The 20,242-nt window shown below is 35.4% G+C and carries 24 protein-coding genes; 14 read left to right on the top strand and 10 right to left on the bottom strand.

Annotation, left to right across the window (positions count from 1 at the left end):
- The first annotated feature begins 32 nt into the window (after positions 1–32).
- Both ABH961_RS11930 and ABH961_RS11935 read left to right on the top strand, forming a co-directional pair.
- Positions 33–557, top strand: a complete 525-nt coding sequence (locus tag ABH961_RS11930; RefSeq protein ID WP_048546280.1) for a GrpB family protein — start codon at positions 33–35, stop codon at positions 555–557.
- A gap of 121 nt (positions 558–678) precedes the next feature.
- Complete coding sequence (locus tag ABH961_RS11935; RefSeq protein WP_048546278.1) at positions 679–1,506, top strand: aldo/keto reductase; 828 nt, start codon at positions 679–681, stop codon at positions 1,504–1,506.
- Between the two features lie 29 nt (positions 1,507–1,535).
- Here the strand turns inward: ABH961_RS11935 and lolS are convergent, their stop codons facing one another.
- Both lolS and mciZ read right to left on the bottom strand, forming a co-directional pair.
- Positions 1,536–2,450, bottom strand: a complete 915-nt coding sequence (gene lolS, locus ABH961_RS11940) for an aldo/keto reductase (RefSeq protein WP_098047900.1) — start codon at positions 2,448–2,450, stop codon at positions 1,536–1,538.
- A 198-nt stretch (positions 2,451–2,648) separates the two neighbouring features.
- Complete coding sequence (mciZ, locus tag ABH961_RS11945; protein WP_048546274.1) at positions 2,649–2,783, bottom strand: Z-ring formation inhibitor MciZ; 135 nt, start codon at positions 2,781–2,783, stop codon at positions 2,649–2,651.
- A gap of 74 nt (positions 2,784–2,857) precedes the next feature.
- Between mciZ and ABH961_RS11950 the strand changes: the two genes are divergently transcribed.
- Complete coding sequence (locus ABH961_RS11950; RefSeq protein ID WP_000067040.1) at positions 2,858–3,397, top strand: NUDIX domain-containing protein; 540 nt, start codon at positions 2,858–2,860, stop codon at positions 3,395–3,397.
- 23 nt (positions 3,398–3,420) lie between these two features.
- Here the strand turns inward: ABH961_RS11950 and ABH961_RS11955 are convergent, their stop codons facing one another.
- Entirely contained in the window at positions 3,421–3,972 is a 552-nt protein-coding gene (locus ABH961_RS11955) for a GNAT family N-acetyltransferase (RefSeq protein ID WP_000803489.1), read from the bottom strand.
- A gap of 155 nt (positions 3,973–4,127) precedes the next feature.
- Between ABH961_RS11955 and spoIIM the strand changes: the two genes are divergently transcribed.
- The 9 genes from spoIIM (at position 4,128) to corA (ending at position 12,223) form a co-directional block, all read left to right on the top strand.
- Complete coding sequence (gene spoIIM / locus ABH961_RS11960) at positions 4,128–4,745, top strand: stage II sporulation protein M (protein WP_223261357.1); 618 nt, start codon at positions 4,128–4,130, stop codon at positions 4,743–4,745.
- Between the two features lie 106 nt (positions 4,746–4,851).
- Positions 4,852–5,307 (top strand): ferric iron uptake transcriptional regulator, encoded by a 456-nt coding sequence (gene fur / locus ABH961_RS11965; protein ID WP_000392655.1) that lies wholly within the window; start codon positions 4,852–4,854, stop codon positions 5,305–5,307.
- Between the two features lie 103 nt (positions 5,308–5,410).
- Positions 5,411–5,641: a YqzK family protein gene (locus tag ABH961_RS11970; protein ID WP_001255255.1), complete on the top strand. Its 231-nt coding sequence runs from the start codon at positions 5,411–5,413 to the stop codon at positions 5,639–5,641.
- A 6-nt stretch (positions 5,642–5,647) separates the two neighbouring features.
- A complete protein-coding gene (xerD, locus tag ABH961_RS11975) occupies positions 5,648–6,538 on the top strand; it encodes a site-specific tyrosine recombinase XerD (protein ID WP_000390083.1) in 891 nt (296 codons plus the stop codon).
- Positions 6,539–6,681: 143 nt separating this feature from the next.
- Complete coding sequence (locus ABH961_RS11980) at positions 6,682–7,425, top strand: FixH family protein (protein ID WP_053078532.1); 744 nt, start codon at positions 6,682–6,684, stop codon at positions 7,423–7,425.
- Positions 7,426–7,867: 442 nt separating this feature from the next.
- The gene (gene deoB, locus ABH961_RS11985) at positions 7,868–9,052 is read left to right on the top strand and encodes a phosphopentomutase (protein WP_048546267.1); all 1,185 of its coding nucleotides are present in this window, start codon (positions 7,868–7,870) and stop codon (positions 9,050–9,052) included.
- A gap of 12 nt (positions 9,053–9,064) precedes the next feature.
- Positions 9,065–9,886: a purine-nucleoside phosphorylase gene (locus ABH961_RS11990; protein WP_001078444.1), complete on the top strand. Its 822-nt coding sequence runs from the start codon at positions 9,065–9,067 to the stop codon at positions 9,884–9,886.
- 7 nt (positions 9,887–9,893) lie between these two features.
- Entirely contained in the window at positions 9,894–11,198 is a 1,305-nt protein-coding gene (locus tag ABH961_RS11995; RefSeq protein WP_001243077.1) for a pyrimidine-nucleoside phosphorylase, read from the top strand.
- A 62-nt stretch (positions 11,199–11,260) separates the two neighbouring features.
- Positions 11,261–12,223, top strand: coding sequence for a magnesium/cobalt transporter CorA (corA, locus tag ABH961_RS12000; protein ID WP_002008459.1), 963 nt, complete (start codon positions 11,261–11,263; stop codon positions 12,221–12,223).
- 34 nt (positions 12,224–12,257) lie between these two features.
- Here corA and ABH961_RS12005 read toward each other — a convergent pair whose 3' ends face one another.
- A complete protein-coding gene (locus ABH961_RS12005) occupies positions 12,258–13,547 on the bottom strand; it encodes an NCS2 family permease (protein WP_404519434.1) in 1,290 nt (429 codons plus the stop codon).
- A gap of 134 nt (positions 13,548–13,681) precedes the next feature.
- Positions 13,682–14,353, bottom strand: a complete 672-nt coding sequence (locus ABH961_RS12010) for an SIMPL domain-containing protein (protein WP_404519436.1) — start codon at positions 14,351–14,353, stop codon at positions 13,682–13,684.
- A 159-nt stretch (positions 14,354–14,512) separates the two neighbouring features.
- Here ABH961_RS12010 and ABH961_RS12015 point away from each other — a divergent pair, with 159 nt between their 5' ends.
- On the top strand, positions 14,513–14,932 hold the full coding sequence (locus tag ABH961_RS12015) for a MarR family winged helix-turn-helix transcriptional regulator (protein WP_001003311.1): 420 nt from the start codon (positions 14,513–14,515) through the stop codon (positions 14,930–14,932).
- Between the two features lie 102 nt (positions 14,933–15,034).
- Positions 15,035–15,580 carry a hypothetical protein gene (locus ABH961_RS12020; RefSeq protein WP_098076574.1) on the top strand — a complete coding sequence of 182 codons (546 nt, stop codon included), beginning with the start codon at positions 15,035–15,037 and terminating at the stop codon, positions 15,578–15,580.
- A gap of 17 nt (positions 15,581–15,597) precedes the next feature.
- Here the strand turns inward: ABH961_RS12020 and ABH961_RS12025 are convergent, their stop codons facing one another.
- The 5 genes from ABH961_RS12025 to ABH961_RS12045 are packed head-to-tail and all read right to left on the bottom strand — an operon-like array spanning position 15,598 to position 20,098.
- Positions 15,598–16,662: an ABC-2 transporter permease gene (locus ABH961_RS12025; RefSeq protein WP_404519438.1), complete on the bottom strand. Its 1,065-nt coding sequence runs from the start codon at positions 16,660–16,662 to the stop codon at positions 15,598–15,600.
- 38 nt (positions 16,663–16,700) lie between these two features.
- Entirely contained in the window at positions 16,701–17,765 is a 1,065-nt protein-coding gene (locus ABH961_RS12030) for an ABC transporter permease subunit (protein WP_048546258.1), read from the bottom strand.
- 12 nt (positions 17,766–17,777) lie between these two features.
- Positions 17,778–18,842, bottom strand: a complete 1,065-nt coding sequence (locus ABH961_RS12035; protein WP_048546256.1) for an ABC transporter permease — start codon at positions 18,840–18,842, stop codon at positions 17,778–17,780.
- Complete coding sequence (locus ABH961_RS12040) at positions 18,832–19,713, bottom strand: ABC transporter ATP-binding protein (RefSeq protein WP_048546251.1); 882 nt, start codon at positions 19,711–19,713, stop codon at positions 18,832–18,834. Before ABH961_RS12040 ends, ABH961_RS12035 begins: the two co-directional genes overlap by 11 nt.
- Positions 19,679–20,098 carry a GntR family transcriptional regulator gene (locus ABH961_RS12045; RefSeq protein WP_000548033.1) on the bottom strand — a complete coding sequence of 140 codons (420 nt, stop codon included), beginning with the start codon at positions 20,096–20,098 and terminating at the stop codon, positions 19,679–19,681. Before ABH961_RS12045 ends, ABH961_RS12040 begins: the two co-directional genes overlap by 35 nt.
- Positions 20,099–20,242 lie beyond the last annotated feature (144 nt).

Here is a 20,242-nt window from a genome sequence, read left to right on the forward strand (position 1 = left end):
TTGACGAGCTTGTAAGAAAAGGGGAGTTTAAAATGAGAAAAATTGTAGTCGTTCCGCATGAAGATCATTGGAACGAAAAATTTCAAATAGAGGCTGAACGATTAAAATCGGCGATGCCAGAAATGGTGAAAGTCCATCATATTGGAAGTACATCAGTGCCAGGACTGGCAGCTAAACCAATTATAGATATGATTATGGAAGTAGAGAGTATCGACAGAGTAGATCATTGGAATGAACGTTTTGAAGAGCTTGGTTACATCGTAAAAGGGGAAAATGGTATTTCAAGACGTCGTTATTTTATTCATGGAACGGAGGAAAAACGCTCGTATCACTTACACGTTTTTGAAAAAGGAAATCCTGAGATAGTAAGGCATTTAGCGTTTCGTGATTATATGATGGCTCATTGTGAAGAAGCAGAGGCATATGCAACCTTAAAGAAAGAATTAGCCGAAAAATATACATATGATGGCACGTTATATACGGAAGGAAAAAATGAGTTTGTACGTAGTGTTGATGAAAAAGCGAAAGAATGGAGAGAAGGGAATATGAATAATTGAGTTTGCGTTTTAGTGTATAAAATTATTATGTAAACTGTACATATGTTTTGACTTTTTGGTTGAATCTTGTTGAAATAAAGTGGTGGCTTATAAAAAATGTAAGAATGAGAGGGAGACGAATGTGCACATTCCAACAACTACACTTCATAATGGCGTAAAAATGCCGATGATTGGTCTAGGCGTTTATAAAGCGAAAGAAGGCGATGAAGTAAAACAAGCAGTAAAAACAGCGTTAGAGGTTGGATACCGTTCGATTGATACAGCAACTGTATATGAAAATGAAAGCGGTGTCGGAGAAGCGGTTCGTGAATCAGGAATTCCGAGAGAAGACATATTTATTACAACAAAAGTTTGGAACGATGATCAAGGATACGAGGAAACACTTGAGGCGTTTGAAAAAAGCTTAAAGAAATTACAAATGGACTATGTAGATTTATATTTAATACATTGGCCAATAAGAGGGAAGTATGTCGATACGTACCGAGCGCTAGAAAAACTGTATGAAGAAGGTAAAGTGCGCGCGATTGGTGTTTCAAATTTTCATAAACATCATTTAGAACTGTTATTACCAAATTGTAAAGTGAAGCCGATGGTCAACCAAGTGGAACTTCATCCGATGTTAGCGCAATTTGAATTGCGTAATTTCTGTCAAGGTGAGCAAATTCAAATGGAAGCATGGAGCCCATTAATGAGAGGCGGGGAAGTATTCGAGAACCCGATTATTCAGGCCATTGCTACGAAATATGAAAAAACACCTGCGCAAGTTATATTAAGATGGGATATTCAGAGCGGGGTAGTGACGATTCCTAAATCTGTTACACCATCTCGCATTAAGGAGAATTTTTCTATCTTTGATTTTTCACTAACAGAAGAAGAGATGACTCAAATTAATACGTTAAATCGTAATTTACATGTAGGAACGAATCCGGATAAATATGATACGCTATAAAAAGACGCTACCAGTATGGTAGCGTCTTTTTAACGATGTAAAGCGTAAGTATCACATTTAGCAATTTGCTGAAGTTGTATATATTGAGCTGTTGTTAACTGTGTTTGTTTACTAGCCTGGGCATTTTCTTTCAATTGCCCAATAGAGCTTGCACCAGGTATAACAGCTGCAACAGTTTCGTTATGTAAGCAATATTGAATAGCTGTTCCTGTTAAAGAGCTTTCTCCGATTATTTCTTTTACATTCGCAAGTGTCGCATATAATTCATCGTAAGAATAAGAAAGATAATTCTTTTCTTTTACTCTTTCTATCTTTCTTGCATTATTATCAGTTAAAATTCCTTTTGCAAGTGGCCCACGAGCAATAATGCTAATTTGATGTTCACTTAGAAGTGGGAACCATTCTTCAGGGCGACGATTTAAAAGGCTATATTCCATTAGCACACTAACGATATTGGAACGTTTAGCATATTCACGGATCACATTTGGACGTATAGAAGAAATACCGTAATGACGAATAATACCTTCTTTTTTTAATTCTTCAAAGGCTTCAATTGTTTCATCTATTGGATCTTCAATCGTCCCGCCGTGAAGTTGATAAAGATCAATATAATCAGTTTGAAGTCTACGTAAACTTTCTTTCACTTCAGCCTTTATGTAATTTTTAGAAGGATCCCAAGACCACCCGTTTTTTTCTTCTGTCCATCGATTTCCAACTTTTGTTGTAAGAACAATTTGGTCTCGTTTCCCTTTTAAGGCTTTTCCAACAAATTCTTCGTTTAATCCATAATCATATAAATCCGCTGTATCAAAAAAATTGATTCCTAAATCGATTGCTTCATCGATAATATGCATAGCTTCTGTTTCAGATGTACCGAGAGACATACAGCCAAGTCCCATTTCTGTCACAAACAAATCTGAGTTTCCTAATTGACGTTTTTTCATAGGTCAACCTCCTTACCTTTATTGTACGCAAGGGAAAAGAGGTTGACAAACGTTTACTTTTTACCCCGCTTTAACGGGCAGTAAGACCCCCACTTTAAAATTCGGCTCATACGAGGAAGTTAGGTGGGAGATTAACTGCCCGTAAAAGCCCGATTCGTTCAACTAATAATCAGAGGGGATGAACAAAACCCCCTCTGATTAAAGTTTCACTTTATTTGCTGCAATCCACTCTTGTACAGTTGTATACTCTTTTCCATATTGTTTTAGCTTATGGCGAATTTGCCATGCTTTTCCGACTAAAGTGACGCGATTTGGTAAAATATAAACTTTCATTTCTATCACGCTCCTTTCAATGTGGTAAAATGTATGAGGAAAGAATAGGAAATAGAACAGGGAGATGAAGTAGTATGAGTAATCTTGCAGAGAGAACAGTAAAAACTGAACCGATTTTTGATGGTAGAGTTATAAAAGTTCGTGTTGATGATGTAGTATTACCAAATGGAGCAATGAGTAAACGTGAAATTGTAAATCACCCTGGTGCAGTTGCTATTATTGCTATTACTGATGAGGGGAAAATTGTGCTTGTCGAGCAGTATCGTAAAGCGCTTGAAAAGGCGATTATAGAAATTCCGGCCGGCAAGTTAGAACCTGGTGAAAAACCTGAGGTGACAGCAGTTCGTGAATTAGAAGAGGAAACAGGATATGTATGTGAAAATATGGAGCTTATTACTTCTTTCTATACATCTCCAGGATTTGCAGATGAAATTTTATATGTATATAAAGCGACAGGTTTGACGAAAAAAGAAAATAAAGCCGAGTTAGATGAAGATGAATTCGTGGAATTGATGGAAGTATCGTTAGAAGAAGCGATTATTCTTATGAAAGATCTTCGTATTCATGATGCGAAGACGATGTTTGCAGTACAATATTTACAACTACAAAAATAAACACTCGCCAAAGGCGAGTGTTTTTAATTGATTTTTGCGTATACGCGTGCATCACGTAAGCTACCATCTGGTGCTATGAAATCATTTTCCATTGTACCTTCTAGAATAAATTCTAAACGTTCTGCTAGGTTACATGCATTTGCATTTGTTGCATCAGTACGAATTTCAATTCTTCTAGCACTTAGCTTATCAAAGGCAAATTGAATGGCACCTTTAATGGCTTCAGTCATATAGCCTTGTTTTGTATAAGCACTATGCAGCCAGAAGTGAAGTGAAAACTTTGGAATATCCCAGTTTTCAGGCTTGAGCGTTATAGCTCCGATGAATGTACCAGATACTTTATCGTATAAGTGAAAATCAAGTGTTTCACGAAGTAAAAACTGCCCGTGAGCGTTACGAACGATTTCTTCAGCACTTTCTTCTGTTTCAGCGTTAATTGGCATCCACGGTACTAAGTCTTCTAGAGAAGCTTGGATTGCTTCATACACTTCTGCACCATCACCTGGAAATGGCTTACGAACTTGTAAGCGTTCAGTTTGAAATAATGTTGGAAAATCTAATAATAATGGTTTCAAGAGAAATCCCTCCTATTCTCTACTTTTTAGTTTAGCAAAGTAGAGCGGAATTTCAATGTTAATTCGTCATACTTTTTTCTTTCTTTCATACATTTTTAATAAGAGTGTGAACGGAGGGAAGAAAAATGTGGAGAAAAACTTGGCAAGACCGTGTAATGTCTCACATACAGGAAAACTCTTCATTATATATATTTAACGCTGTTTTATTATTGATGGGAGTAATATTTGGGGCCATTCTTGTAAATAGTTTACAATTGAATCAAAAACAAGATTTATCATTTTATTTACAACGTTTTTTTGGACAAGTTTCTAAAGGAGAATTTGCTGTTGCGAGCGAAATGTTTCGAGAAAGTTACTTTTCGCAATTAAAATACATTGGATTTATTTGGATTTTGGGGATTTCAATTATTGGATTGCCACTTATTTTTATTTTATTATTTGTAAAAGGAGTAGTTGTCGGATTTACAGTAGGTTTTTTAGTAAGTCAGCATGGATGGAATGGATTATTATTAGCATTCGTTTCTGTATTGCCACAAAATCTCATTATTATTCCAGTATTTCTCGTTATGACAACAATTGCCGCAAGCTTTTCCTTACGCATGATTAGACATCAATTTATTCGGAAAATAACCGAACCGCTATTACCATTATTAATTCGTTATACATGCTTTTTTCTTGTAATCGGAGTAGTGTTAGCTCTTGCTTCTAGTGTAGAAGCTTACGCATCACCAGTTTTAATGAAAGAAGTCGTTGAGGCTATTAATAAACAATAAATACTTTTTGAGAATAATTATCAATTTGTTTTTATTGTTTTTCTTTTGACAGAAGCCCTTCTTCTGATATAATGGTGTAAGAGTGGCGAGGAGGGAGTAGTACCGAATGGAAGAAAGAATTGAACGAATTAAGAAGCAATTACATGCAGCGAGCTACAAATTAACACCGCAACGTGAAGCAACAGTTCGTGTGCTGCTAGAAAATGAAGAAGATCATTTAAGCGCAGAAGATGTTTACCTCCTTGTAAAAGAAAAGTCGCCAGAGATCGGATTAGCAACCGTCTATCGAACTTTAGAACTATTATCTGAGTTAAAAGTTGTCGATAAGATTAACTTCGGAGACGGTGTTTCACGCTATGACTTACGCCAAGAAGGTGCGCAGCGTTTCCACCATCATTTGATTTGTACACAATGTGGTGCTGTACAAGAAATACAAGAAGATTTACTTGGTGAAGTGGAAAGGAAAGTAGAACATGACTGGAGCTTTAAGGTGAAGGATCATCGTTTAACATTCCATGGGATTTGTAAAAATTGTCAAGAAAATGAAACGGATGAAAAATAACCTTTTCCTATTTAACTAGGAAGAGGTTTTTTATTTGAATAAGGTATAAATTGGTGAAAGCTTGGCATATGTTGTAATAACTTATATTTTGGAGGAATTTACAATGCGCCGAGTTTTAAAATTAACTTTTGATGGGATAAAAGTATTTTTATTATTTACAAGTTGTACGATTTTGTTTTATTTCGCTATACTATGGATAAATGAAGAATATGAAAGCTATCATCGTTATGAAAAGCCAAAAGAAGAGACTGTAGAAAAAGTATCAGGGAATGAAGAGCCGGCAAAGGATGCTTTCGTAAATAGAATGATGTTTTTCTATGAAAATGGGGAGTAGTGTAGATTGGAAGATCAATTAAAAGATTTTATTCATTATATGGTTGTCGAAAAAGGGCTAGCGAAAAATACAGTAGTATCTTATGAACGTGATTTAAAAAGTTATGTAAAGTATTTGCAAAATGTAGAACAGGCGAAAAGCTTTCATGAAGTAACACGCTTGCACATTGTTAATTTTCTGCAGCACTTAAAAGAAAACGGAAAATCTTCGAAAACATTAGCACGTCATATTGCATCGATTCGTTCGTTTCACCAATTTTTACTTCGTGAACGGGCGGTAGAGCACGACCCATCCGTACATATTGAAACGCCGCAAGGAGAACGGAAATTACCGAAAGTACTATCAATCGATGAAGTAGAGGCGTTACTTCAGACACCAAAAATGACGAGTGCTTTTGGGGTTCGTGACAAAGCGATGCTAGAGTTATTGTATGCAACAGGACTTCGTGTTTCGGAATTAATTGCCTTAAATTTAGAAGATGTACATTTAACGATGGGATTTGTTCGTTGCATAGGGAAAGGGAATAAAGAAAGAATTATTCCACTAGGAAGTTTAGCGACGGAAGCGATTCAAAAGTATATTGAAAAGGGAAGAAGAGAATTGATGGGTAAAAAAGTAGTAGATGCACTCTTTTTAAACCATCATGGGAATCGATTATCAAGACAAGGATTTTGGAAAATTTTAAAACGATTGGCGAAAGAAGCAAATATTGAAAAAGAGCTTACACCGCATACGTTGCGCCATTCTTTTGCTACGCATTTATTAGAAAATGGAGCAGACTTGCGTGCTGTGCAAGAAATGCTTGGACATGCAGATATTTCAACGACGCAAATTTATACGCATGTTTCAAAAGCTAGATTAAAAGATGTATATAAACAGTTTCATCCGAGAGCATAGTTACTATGCTCTTTTTTCATAGATTCAAAAGGCTACAGTACTTCACAAAAACTTCACAAACATTTCGTACATTGTTTTCAGCAGAAGACTAGAATATTACAATGTATTTCCTCTATACTAAATAAGGTATGAAGGAGGAAATGATGATGAAAAAACTTATTATGACTTTATTTATCGCGATGCTAGCATTGGTTGGCTGTAATACAAACAAAGAAGAACCGAAAAAAGAACAGAAACTAGAAGCTGTAAAAGTAGCAGTTCAAACAAATCCGAAAGAAATTAAACCTGGTGAAAAAACAGAAGTACAAGCACTTGTTACACAAGGAAAAGAAAAAGTAACAGATGCTGAAGATGTAAAGTTTGAAATTTGGAAAGCTGGCGACGAAAAGCACGAGATGTTAGATGGTAAGCATAAAGGAAAAGGTGTTTATGCAGTAGAGAAAACGTTCGAGACGGATGGAGTATACCATATTATCGCTCACACAAATGCACGTGAAATGCATGTTATGCCAGAAGTAAAAGTGGCTGTAGGAAATGCGAAAGTAGAAGATGCGAAAAAAGAAAATAGTGATCACGGTGCAGGGCATGGCGATCATAAAAGCGATACAATGATCCATCTTATGGCTGGTGATATAAAAGCAAATGCTGAATCGACTATGAAAGTTCATTTAAAACAAAAAGAAGAAGCGTTAACTGGTGCTGAAGTACAACTTGAGATTTGGAAAGATGGTGTTGAAAAACACGAATTTATTCCAGCGAAAGAAGGAAATAAAGGAGAGTATGAAACGAAACATACTTTCAAAGAAAATGGTTCTTACAAAGTGAAAGTTCATGTTAAAAAAGGCGAACTACATGAACATAAAGAAGAAACAGTAGAAGTAAAATAAAAAGCAGCTCTTTAGAGCTGCTTTTTATTTTTATTCCGTAAACGTCCAATTGATGAGGGCTTATAATCAGTGGAGAAGAACTAAACTCCTACTAATCAAAGTTTCACTTTATATGAAGAAATAAATCATAAAATAATTAGCACTTATTTGCATAATGGATTACAATAGAAGTGTGAAGAAAATGAGAAATTCTACGAAAATGTATTAAAAAGAAAGCGTAAACATGTTATGATATCTGTATCAGATGTCTGACATCTGACTTAGAAAAAACTAGAAATGTTTTTGAGTCGTTTCGAAGTAAACGAAATAGGTTAGAGAATCAATTAAAGAAGTACTGTTTGACAATGAGAACGAAAGAGAATTCTTATGGAGAACAGTTTCACTTTATAGCGTTTTGAACATACTACAAGAAGTAGAACTGAACTTATAGGAGGTCGCAGTTATGAATAAATATAAACGTATATTCCTAGTCGTAATGGATTCTGTTGGAATCGGTGAAGCACCAGATGCTGAGCAATTTGGTGATTTAGGATCTGACACAATTGGTCACATTGCTGAACATATGAATGGGTTACAAATGCCTAACATGGTGAAATTAGGTCTTGGTAACATTCGTGAAATGAAAGGTATCTCTAAAGTAGAAAAACCACTTGGATATTATACAAAAATGGAAGAGAAATCTACTGGTAAAGATACAATGACAGGTCACTGGGAAATTATGGGTCTTTACATTGATACACCATTCCAAGTTTTCCCTGAAGGCTTCCCGAAAGAATTACTTGATGAATTAGAAGAAAAAACAGGTCGTAAAATCATCGGTAATAAACCAGCTTCTGGAACTGAGATTCTTGATGAGCTTGGTCAAGAGCAAATGGAAACAGGATCTTTAATCGTTTACACTTCTGCTGATAGCGTATTACAAATCGCAGCACACGAAGAAGTAGTGCCGCTTGATGAGTTATATAAAATTTGTAAAATTGCACGTGAATTAACATTAGATGAGAAATACATGGTAGGTCGCGTTATCGCTCGTCCATTCGTTGGTGAGCCTGGAAACTTTACACGTACACCAAACCGTCATGATTATGCATTAAAACCATTCGGCCGTACGGTAATGAATGAATTAAAAGATAGTGACTACGATGTTATTGCTATCGGTAAAATCTCTGACATATATGATGGTGAAGGTGTAACTGAGTCACTTCGTACGAAGTCTAATATGGATGGAATGGATAAGCTTGTAGATACATTAAATATGGACTTTACAGGTCTTAGCTTCTTGAACTTAGTTGACTTTGATGCATTATTTGGACACCGCCGTGATCCACAAGGGTACGGAGAAGCTCTGCAAGAGTATGATGCTCGTCTTCCAGAAGTATTCGAAAAACTAAAAGAAGATGATTTATTATTAATTACAGCAGACCACGGTAATGATCCAGTTCACCACGGTACTGATCATACACGTGAATATGTACCGTTATTAGCATATAGCCCAAGCATGAAAGATGGCGGACAAGAATTATCAATTCGCCAAACATTTGCTGATATTGGTGCAACGGTAGCAGAAAACTTCGGCGTGAAAATGCCAGAACACGGAACAAGCTTCTTAAACGAGCTAAAGAAATAGGGGGATAAACAAATGAATCGTGAACTTATTACAAAATCAGCTTCATACTTAAAAGAGAAATTTCAAGAAACGCCACAAGTAGGACTAATCCTTGGATCTGGACTAGGTGTATTAGCAGATGAAATCGAGAACGCAGTAACAGTACCTTACAGTGAAATCCCTGAATTCCCAGTATCAACTGTAGAAGGTCATGCAGGTCAACTCGTATTCGGTACACTTCAAGGTGTAACAGTAGTAGCAATGCAAGGACGTTTCCACTTCTATGAAGGATACGACATGCAAAAAGTAACATTCCCAGTTCGTGTTATGAAAGAACTAGGTGTAGAAACAGTTGTTGTAACAAATGCAGCTGGTGGTGTAAATACATCATTTGAGCCAGGCGATCTTATGTTAATTTCAGATCACATTAACTTCATGGGTACAAATCCATTAATCGGACCGAATGATTCTGAAATGGGCGTACGTTTCCCTGATATGTCTACATCATATACGACAGAACTTCGTGAAATGGCGAAACAAGTTGCAGCGGACTTAAATATTAAAGTACAAGAAGGTGTATACGTTGGAATGACAGGTCCTGTATATGAAACACCTGCTGAAATTCGTATGCTTCGTACACTTGGCGGAGATGCAGTTGGTATGTCAACAGTACCTGAAGTAATTGTAGCGCGTCATGCTGGTATGAAAGTACTTGGTATTTCTTGTATTTCAAATATGGCAGCTGGTATTTTAGATCAGCCACTTCATCACGATGAAGTAATCGAAACGACAGAACGTGTTAAAGCTAACTTCTTAGCATTAGTAAAAGCAATCGTAAAACAAATGAAGGGGTGACCTCACAATGAGAATGGTGGACCTAATTGCAAAAAAACGTGACGGACATGCATTAACGACAGAAGAAATTAACTTTATTGTTGAAGGATATACGAATGGTGATATTCCTGATTACCAAGTAAGTTCACTTGCAATGGCAATTTTCTTCCAAGATATGAACGATCAAGAACGTGCTGATTTAACTATGGCAATGGTAAATAGCGGTGATACAATCGACTTATCAGCTATTGAAGGGGTAAAAGTAGATAAGCACTCAACAGGTGGTGTTGGTGATACAACAACACTTGTGTTAGGTCCATTAGTAGCCGCTTTAGGTGTACCGGTTGCAAAAATGTCTGGACGTGGGTTAGGACATACTGGTGGTACAATTGATAAATTAGAAGCAGTTCCAGGATTCCATGTTGAAATCGAAAATGATGAATTCATGCGACTTGTAAATGAAAACAAAATCGCAGTTATTGGTCAAAGTGGAAACTTAACACCTGCGGATAAAAAGTTATATGCACTTCGTGATGTAACGGCAACAGTAAACTCAATTCCGCTTATTGCAAGTTCGATTATGAGTAAAAAAATTGCTGCTGGTGCAGATGCAATTGTTCTTGATGTAAAAACTGGAGCAGGTGCATTTATGAAAACAGATGAAGATGCAAAACGTTTAGCAGAAGCAATGGTGCGCATTGGTAATAACGTTGGTCGTAATACGATGGCTGTTATTTCTGATATGAGTCAACCACTTGGTGAGGCGATTGGTAACGCACTTGAAGTACAAGAAGCAATTGATACATTACAAGGTAAGGGGCCGAAAGATTTAGAAGAGTTATGTTTAACACTTGGAAGTCAAATGGTATACCTTGCTGGACAAGCTTCATCTTTAGAAGATGCACGTGAGAAATTAATTGAAGTAATGAACAACGGTAAAGCGCTAGAATCATTTAAAACGTTCTTATCAGCGCAAGGCGGCGATGCTTCTGTTGTTGATGATCCTTCTAAATTACCACAAGCACAGTTTAAAATTGAAGTAGAAGCGAAGGAAGATGGTTATGTATCAGAAATCGTTGCAGATGAAATCGGAACAGCAGCAATGCTTTTAGGAGCAGGACGTGCGACGAAGGAATCTGAAATTGATTTAGCAGTTGGCTTAATGCTTCGCAAAAAAGTAGGGGACAGCGTGAAAAAAGGTGAATCCCTTGTTACAATTTACGCAAACCGTGAAAATGTGGAAGATGTAAAAGCAAAAATTTATGAGAACATGAAGATTGCTAACGAACATGTAGATGCACCAACGTTAGTGCACGGCATCGTTACTGAATAATAAAAAAGGGCCAAGGAGTATTTCTCCTTGGCTTTTTTTGCTATTTTTTGTTTATAATAATAATGGGTGAAATTATGATTAGAATTTGTGCAATAACAAAAACAGATGAAGTATTATATGATGTTTCGCTAGAAGAAACAACGAAAGACCATATTGTATGGTATTGGCTAGATTTATATAAGCCAACGAAAGAAGAGTATACATACATTTTGCAAGATCATTTTAAGTTCCATCCCCTTGCAATTGAAGACTGTATAGAATATGTACAGAGGCCAAAAGTTGATTTTTATGATGGATATAACTTTTTAGTTCTTCATGCATTTGGTGAGGATGGATTAGAACCGCACGAGATCGATTTATTTATTAGTGATCGTTTTATTGTTTCTTTCCACTTTTCTCATAACAATGCAATCGAAAGAGTATGGAAAACACTTGGAGAAAAGAAGCGTATTAAAAATAGTCCTTTACACGTAGCGCATACAATTATCGACCAAATTGTAGATGACTATTTTGCGCCTGTATATTACATTGAGGATCATTTAAATGCAATTGATGATAATTTAACGGGTGAGACAGCAGGAAGTGTATTAGAAGAAGTATTTGATATACGTGCAGATTTATCGAAGCTAAGGCGCACAATCATTCCGATGCGTGATTTATTGTATCGTATTTTAAATTCGACTCGTTTTTACGGTATAAGTGATCATGAGATTTACTTTAAAGATATACATGACCATTTGCTTAAACTAACAGAAATGATTGAGGCAAGCCGCGAGTTAACGGCAGATATTCGGGATAGCTATTTTTCATTAAACTCACATCATATGAATAACATTATGAAAACATTAACTGTATTCTCGACTATTTTCATGCCATTAACATTTATTGCGGGAGTATACGGAATGAACTTTACGCATATGCCAGAGCTTGGTGGACAATATAGTTATTTTATTTGTCTACTTCTAATGGCGCTAATTGGCGGTGGGATGATGGCTTGGTTTTATAAAAAAGGGTGGTTTAAGTAAAAAAACACCGAGGAAAATTCCTCGGTGTTTTTACTTAACCAATAGCATGTAATACAAACATGGCTAAGAATAAGCATGTAACGATATACATAGACGGTGCGACTTCTTTACGCTTTCCAAGAGCAATTTTTAAGATAGGATAAGCAATAAATCCGAACGCAATGCCATCAGCGATACTATATGTGAGCGGGATCATGACGATAATTAAGAACGCTGGAAATCCTTCTGAAAAATCGTTCAGAGGAATTTGTTGAATGCTTGTAATCATCAGGCCGCCAATAATAATTAAGATTGGTGCAATGGCACTATCAGGAATTAGTTTCACAAACGGAAGTGCAAACAGTGATGCGAAGAATAGCAACCCTGTAACGATAGACGTCAGACCTGTCTTTCCGCCTGCAGTAATACCTGCAGCACTCTCTACTGTTGATACGGTAGGGCTTGTGCCAAATAGACCACATGTCATTGCTGAAATTGCATTGGCTTGGTAAGCACGTGGGAATTTACGGTCATCTTCTAATAAACCGTGCAGAAGTCCCATGTTCTCAAAAATAAGCACCATGCTTAAGGAGAATGTTGCAATCCAAAACGGTAAGGAAGAAAGTTTGCCAAATGACATAGCTCCAAACACATCGCCGTAATTAGCGAATGAGAATGAACTATTCCCGATTTGACTTGTATCAACAAGACCAAATAGCCATGCAATACCAGTTCCTATTGCAATCGTCCATAAAAAGCTTCCACGTACGTTACGAATAAATAGTACAAGTGCAACGATAAGAGTAAGTAGTGTCGCAAGAACGACAGGGTTACTTAATTTACCCATTGCAACAGCAGTATTTGGATTCGAAACGACTAAACCACCTTTTTGCAATCCGATAAATGCTAAAAATAATCCGATGCCGACAGTAATAGCTTCCTTTAATGACTTTGGAATCGATACTGAAAGCACGCGAGCGATTGGTGTAAACGCAGCAATTGCAAAAATAATACCAGAGATGAAGACAGCTGCTAATGCTTCCTGCCAAGCTAATCCGAGCGTATGCACAGCAGTGTACGTGAAGAATGCATTTACGCCCATACCAGGGACAAGAATAGCAGGTGCATTTGCCCAAAATGCCATGACCAGACATCCGACAAATGAACTGAAAACAGTTGCTAAAATTCCAGCTTCAAGAGGAATGCCAGCATCGGATAAAATGGATGCATTTACAATCATAATATATACGATTGTGAAAAATGACGTAACCCCAGCTAAAACCTCTTGTTTTGGTGATGTTTCGTGTAAACCTAATTTAAATGTTCTTTCAAGTATTCCTTTCATGTTAAACCTTCTTTTTCATATCCCTCTCCCACCCGTGATATCTCTTTTGTAAGAGCTCACCGTCCTTTATTATATCAGAACATCATGTTTTTACAACAAGGAAAATGATAACGTTTACTTATAAATGAAATTATTTATAAATACGTAAAAATCGCCCTTATTGTAGAAATGATTTCTAATTCTCCCGATTGAATGGGAGGAGCTGCTTGTGCATGTAAAGTAGCATAGGACGCAACTTCCCGTGGTAATTGAGCAGATTCTTCAACGAATGAGAGTGGAACAGGATTAATGTTTAAATTGTATGTACTCGCAATAGCACGAGCTTTTTCTACCGCTTGTTGCAGAGCTTGAATGAGAGCTTGCTCATAATATTTATTTGGGTGAGATATTCGAAAACGTAATCCTTTTGCTACGTTTGCTCCATTTGAAACGGCTATATCATATACTTCCCCTGCTTTTTGTACATTTAAAACGGTAATTTCATACAAATGTTCCACACGATATCCTTGTAGTAATGCTTTATCATTTATATATTCGTATTGGGGAGTGATTGTATAAGAAATCGTTTCTATGTTTTTATCAGAAATACCAAGCTGTTTAAGTGCATCCAGCAATTGTTTTGATTGCACTGCATTTTCTTCTTGCGCTTGTTTCACATTTTTACTATCAGTTCGAATGCCAAGTGTTAATATAACAACATTTGGTTTTGCTTTTACAACGCCTTCACCTTGCACCGTAATGGTAGCTTCTTTACCAGTATTAGCTGTACGTATGTTGTGTAAATAAGGATTCATTCCACCTTGCATCTTCCATCACCATCCTTATTTATATGTATATGTGTGAACAAAAAAGAAATTTGTATGAAAAAGTTACATAAATGAGAATGTTAAAGGAAGAAAGCATATACAACGAGGGTATTTATAGATTATAATATGTGTAAATATGATAAAAAAGGGACGAGGCTAGTGAACGAAAAAAGAGAAACACTGATTTTAGAGTTATCCGGATCATTTCGAAAGATGATACGTTTATTACAAAATGATATTAATACACGTTTTGCAGAACATATGCCATACAATGAATTTTCTGTATTACGCGCGTTATTTTTAAACAGTCCACAGATGGCTTCGCAAATTGCGAGTGAAGTAAACGTAACCTCTAGTCATATTACAGCTGTTACTGATCGTCTCGTACGAAAAGGGTTTGTAGAAAGAAAGCGTTCAAATTCAGACCGTCGTATCGTGTACCTAGAAATTACAGAACACGGAAGAGAAGTAACTGAAAAACTTGAAGCTGTGCGTAAAGAATATTATAAAGAGAAATTTAAAGGTTGGAGCGACCAAGAAATCGAAATGGTTTTAGAGCTATTTGGCCGCGTATTATAATAAATGAGGATAGGAAGCGAAAGCTTTCCTATCCTTTTTCTTTTGAATAAAAACATTTTGAAACTCCAATACTTTAATTAAAAAGAATCGGAGTGAAAAATTATGAAACGTATTTGTACGCTTTTCATTATGATTGGAAGTTTTTTCTGCTTTCATCAATTCGTGGACGCTGCAACGCCTCTTCAAGTCGTTCAGAAAGAATTACAACATATTTCAAATAAGCAACCTGTTTTATATTCAAAACTATGGATTCGCTCTATGCAGAATGCTATTTTATTTCATCATAGTGATAATATTCGGCATGAAGATACGATAAGTAATGTAACAAAGTCTTCTCTTATAAAAGTAAAACAACTTCCACTTCAGAAAGCATCGCAGTATATCCCGAGATTATCGCAATATATTTCTAAGTTTGAATCTGAGAATGTGCAAGTGTATTATGTTGCAGCGCGTTATGAAGTGAAAAAAGAAAATCCGTATCAGTTAAATGGCATGAATTATTTTATGCAAGTGTTTATTCAACAAGGAGGAGAATGGAGAATTGCTGAAAGCATAGTTGCTCCAACAGATCAAATCGTCGCAAATGGTGACGGGTTTGGAATGAAGCAAGAAAAAGAGTATGGGAAAAGAAGAGAGAATGTGAAATAACCTCCTTTTGAAGGAGGTTATTTCGTGCGAAGTAAAAATTTTTTATTTATGAAATAGTTAAGTACTACATAGCTAAATACTCCTATTATTATGAATCCAGCGTAATAACTTAATATTGGATCATTTTTTTCACCTGTTAACCAGCCTCCTAATAGTGCGAAACATATCGTGACACACGGTATAAATAGACGTTGTAGTTTAGTGAATAATAATAGTTTACCGTTATTTTCATTTTTTGTCCGATTATAGAAAAATACTCCTAATGGTAAAAGAAAAAGAATATATAGAATCGGAGTGATAAGTTTCCGGATGGGCTGGAATTGGTGTTGCACCGTAACGGATTCTTTTAGATTGTTAATGTTTACTTCTTTTACTTTTGGATTAAATGTATAAGATATATAAGTATTATTAGTAGGTGCAAAAACTTCAATGTTCTCTACATATGATGTGTAATTCGCTTTCTTAAGGAAAAATTCAGTTGTAGATATATTTGTGTGAATCCAAGTGAAATGAAACAGCAACATGCTTAGTCCAGATGGTAATATAATAAAAACTAAGCTTAATATACTATGTGAAATGACATTACCAGCAATTGTTCCTATAAAAATTGCTATTGTAAAAATCGCAATCCATGTAATGGTAACATAACATAATAATGTAAGTATTGGCCAGAAGGATTGATATTGGTTAAACAGATTAACTGTTAGGATAAAATACATTAAGATGATATTAAGGCTCATTATGAATATAATTACAATTGTCCCGAACACCCATTTAGAAAGAAAAAGTTCTTTTCTCGTGAATGGCATTGCGAATAACAGATGATCTGTTTGATTTCGTTTTTCCCAACTTATTAATGAACAAGCGAGTAATATGAAAGTTGGAATGAAGGGGATGATAAGAGTATCCCCATTTAAACTATAGCTGAAATAGTTATCTTGGTTTGCTGAAAGACTTGTTAGTTGAATCTGTAAATCATTAAAATAGCTAATAGGTAAAAACCAAAAACTACTACAAGCAAAGAGTAAAAGAATGTACTTACTTTGCTTGTAATGATGTAACCATAAAGCCTTATAAAACATGTTATTCCTCCAATGCCCAACATGTGATTATGTTGAATTTAGTTAATATTCCAAGTAAACTTCCATTTTAATATTTTTGGCAGGAAGAAATACATAATTAAACTAGTAACTAAAAATCCGATGTAAAAGCTGCCCAATGACTGCGCGCGACTTAGTATTAAGCCTCCAACGATCCCACCAAAGAAAATAGCACAAGCCGATACTACTTTTTGTAGTTTTGGATATAATAAGTAGTTACCGTTTCGCTCATTGGCTGAACGAGCATATAAATATATACCGAGTGGTAATAAAACAATGATATGTACGATAGGTCCAATCAATGTTTTTACCGGTGGAATCTTTGTAAAGTTTGGTTCGTTATGACGTACTCCGTTTCGATCGGTATAAGCATTTTGTGGATCATAATTAAAGTGAATATTGAAATCTTCTGCTGCACTAGAAATACGTATGTTTTCCATCACATTATATATAAGGCCACTGTTCTCATGAAATTCAGTGTTTGAGTGAACAGCAATGACGCCTGAAATAAGTGTTGGAAGTAATAATGGGAACATGAATAGAGCGGCAGTGAGAACTCCTTGCGATATAACATTCCCTGCGATTGTTCCTATACATAAGGCAAGTGTATAAATAGCAATTAATACAATTAACATGTATATAAAATAACTATGAAAGGGGGAGAATACTTGATATTTATTATGAAAAGTTAACTTTTTCATAATAGCAAATAGCCCCCAGTTTAAAACGACAACAGCGGTGATGTTGCAGATTCCAAACAACCACTTTGTTATATAGAGGTGTGAACGTTTAAAGGGCATAGACCATAGCAAGTCGCTAGAGTTATCTTGTCTTTCCCATCCAATTAACGTACAAGCTAGAACGATAAGCACAATACCTAACAGCATGACAGAATCTAGAAGTGTTAAATTAAAGGTGTAATGATATACAGAGTTCCACTTTTTGTTGTCATTTAGAAATTGTTGCTGTTGAATAGAAGTCATATAGTAGTAATATGACAAAGTATAGAGACTGGCAAGCCAAAATAACCATACAACATATTTACTTTGGTGATACGTTCTTAGCCACAGTGCTTTTTGAAACATAGGATCTCTCCTTTAAAAAACTTTATAATTTGTTAAGCGTGATAATACAACATAAGTAATAATTCCAGCGAAAAACAAAGCGATATAGTAGTTAAGTAAGAAATGAAATTGGTTTAGTTTATAGCCACCTAGTAATGCAAAGTAAATGGTTGTCCCCCATATACATATTCGTAAATGCTTTTGGAAAATAAATATCTTTTGACTGTTTTCATTTGGCGATCGTTTATATAAATATGTTCCAAGTAGTAAGTAAACTATTGTATAAAAAATAGGGACTAACATCGATTTAGCTGAATAATAGTGATAAGATGCTGGATTTCTTAAAGTAGTTGAGTCATTTTCTTTTTTACGTGATTCAGGATTATAATGGTAATAAATCGTGAAGTTATATATTGGTGCAACTATATTTGTTTTTTTATTGATTTCATAAAGTTGTTGATCTAATTTATTATTTTTAGTATTGGTAGCCTCTAAATGGTTTAGCGTAAAAGTGTATACTAGTGGAATAAATGTAAGTCCCATTAATAGCCACGGAATACAAAAAACAACCTGGGAAACAATGCTTCCAGTAAAAGTACCGATGCATAGTGCAGCTGTATATACTGCAACATAAGAAACAATTGCATAAAGAAAGTATCGATGAAATGGACTAAAAGATTGATAATCAAAATGAATGGTTGTTCTATAAATAACATACATAAGGATCCAATTTATAAGTAACGAGCCCAAAATACAAAATGAACCAAAAGCCCATTTAGATAAGAAAACATCTTTTCTTTTAAACGGCATCGTCATAAGTAGTGTATTCGATTGGTTGCTACGTTCCCACCCTATCAATAAACAGGCTAAAGCAATAATAAGAACTGTTAACAAAAAACTATTACCTTCTCCCGAAGAAAAGGCATAAAAATAATAATACTGCTTCCCTTTTTCTTGTAATTCGTAATACGCATCAAGTTCTTTCTGCGCAATTCTATAGTAGCTGAAAGATAATAAGTAAAGCGAACTAAAGAAGAATAGTAACACAGCATATTTCCCGCGTTTCCAATTCCACATCCACAACGCCTTATGAAACATACCCATCCTCCTCCAGTGTCGTAACGAAGACATCTTCAAGTGACATTGTTAATTCTTCAATGAGTATAGGTTGTTCTTTATAAAACTTCTCCAGTGTTGTAGCCACATTTCCCTCAATTAAGATTGTATATACTTTTCCTGTTTGATTTAATATTTTAATATTGCTTAAGTTTTCTAGTTTTTGAGGTAATGAACGTTCGTAAGCTACTTGTATTTTTGCAAATCGTGATTTGGCATCGTCTAGTGATGTAATAGACGAGATAGTATGGCCTTTTAATATAATGATTGTATCTGCAATTTGTTCCACTTCATCTAAATGGTGAGTTGAGATGAAAATGGTAATCTCTTTTTCTGCAACTTCTCCAACGAGAAACTGTAAAATTTGCCTTTTCACGATAGGATCAAGTCCGTTTGTCGGTTCATCCAAAATGATATATTCTGCTTTTGTAGAAACGGCTAAAATGATGGCAAGCAGTGCTTTCATTCCTTTTGAATAGCTACGAATTCGTTTGTTAGGTAAGTTAAAACGTTCTAACAGTTCATAGAAATATGCTTCATCAAATGCGGTATAAACTTCTTTATAAAACTTTACAATTTCTTTTACCGTATATCCGTTCAATATGTTAGTAGAATCCGGAACATATACGATTTTTTGCTTTATTTCAGGACACTGATGAATGTTTGTCTCTTCATATGTAACAGTCCCTGCATCAGGGTCTAAAATGCCGACCATCGTTCGTAATAAAGTTGTTTTCCCCGCACCGTTTCTTCCGAGTAATCCGATGATACTTCCTCTTTGTAATGTGAAAGAAACATCATCTAAAATCGTTTGATTATCAATTGTTTTCTTCAAGTTTGTCACTTTCAGCATCCGCATTTCCTCCAATCTCTTTATAGTATGAATCTATCCAATCATGAATTTTATCTTTCGTAACACCAAGATAAGAGGCTTCTAATAGTAATTGATGAAATTGCTTTTCAACCATAGCGATTTTCCTTTCGTCTAATGTTGGGGTAATCGATTGAGATACAAATGTTCCTTTTCCTCGTAATGTTTCAATAATCCCTTGTCGTTCTAACTCTTGGTACGCTTTACTCACTGTATTTGGATTTATAACGAGTAAAGAAGCGAGTTCGCGTACAGAAGGTAGTTTGTCACTTGGAGCTAACATGTTCTTCAATACGAGTTCTTTTATATTTTGAACGATTTGTTCCCATATCGGAGTGTTGCTTCTTGGATCAAGTTGAATATGCAAGAGCAATGTCTCCTTTCTGACTTGTATTAAGTGTACTACTATATGTAATACACTTAATACAATATAGGTGATGAATATATTTGTCAACTGAAAATATTAGAAAAATATGGTATTAAAAAATAATAAATTGGAAAAAATAGGTTT

Origin of the sequence: Bacillus sp. RC251 (genome assembly GCF_044908765.1) — a bacterium.
Taxonomy (GTDB): domain Bacteria; phylum Bacillota; class Bacilli; order Bacillales; family Bacillaceae_G; genus Bacillus_A; species Bacillus_A wiedmannii.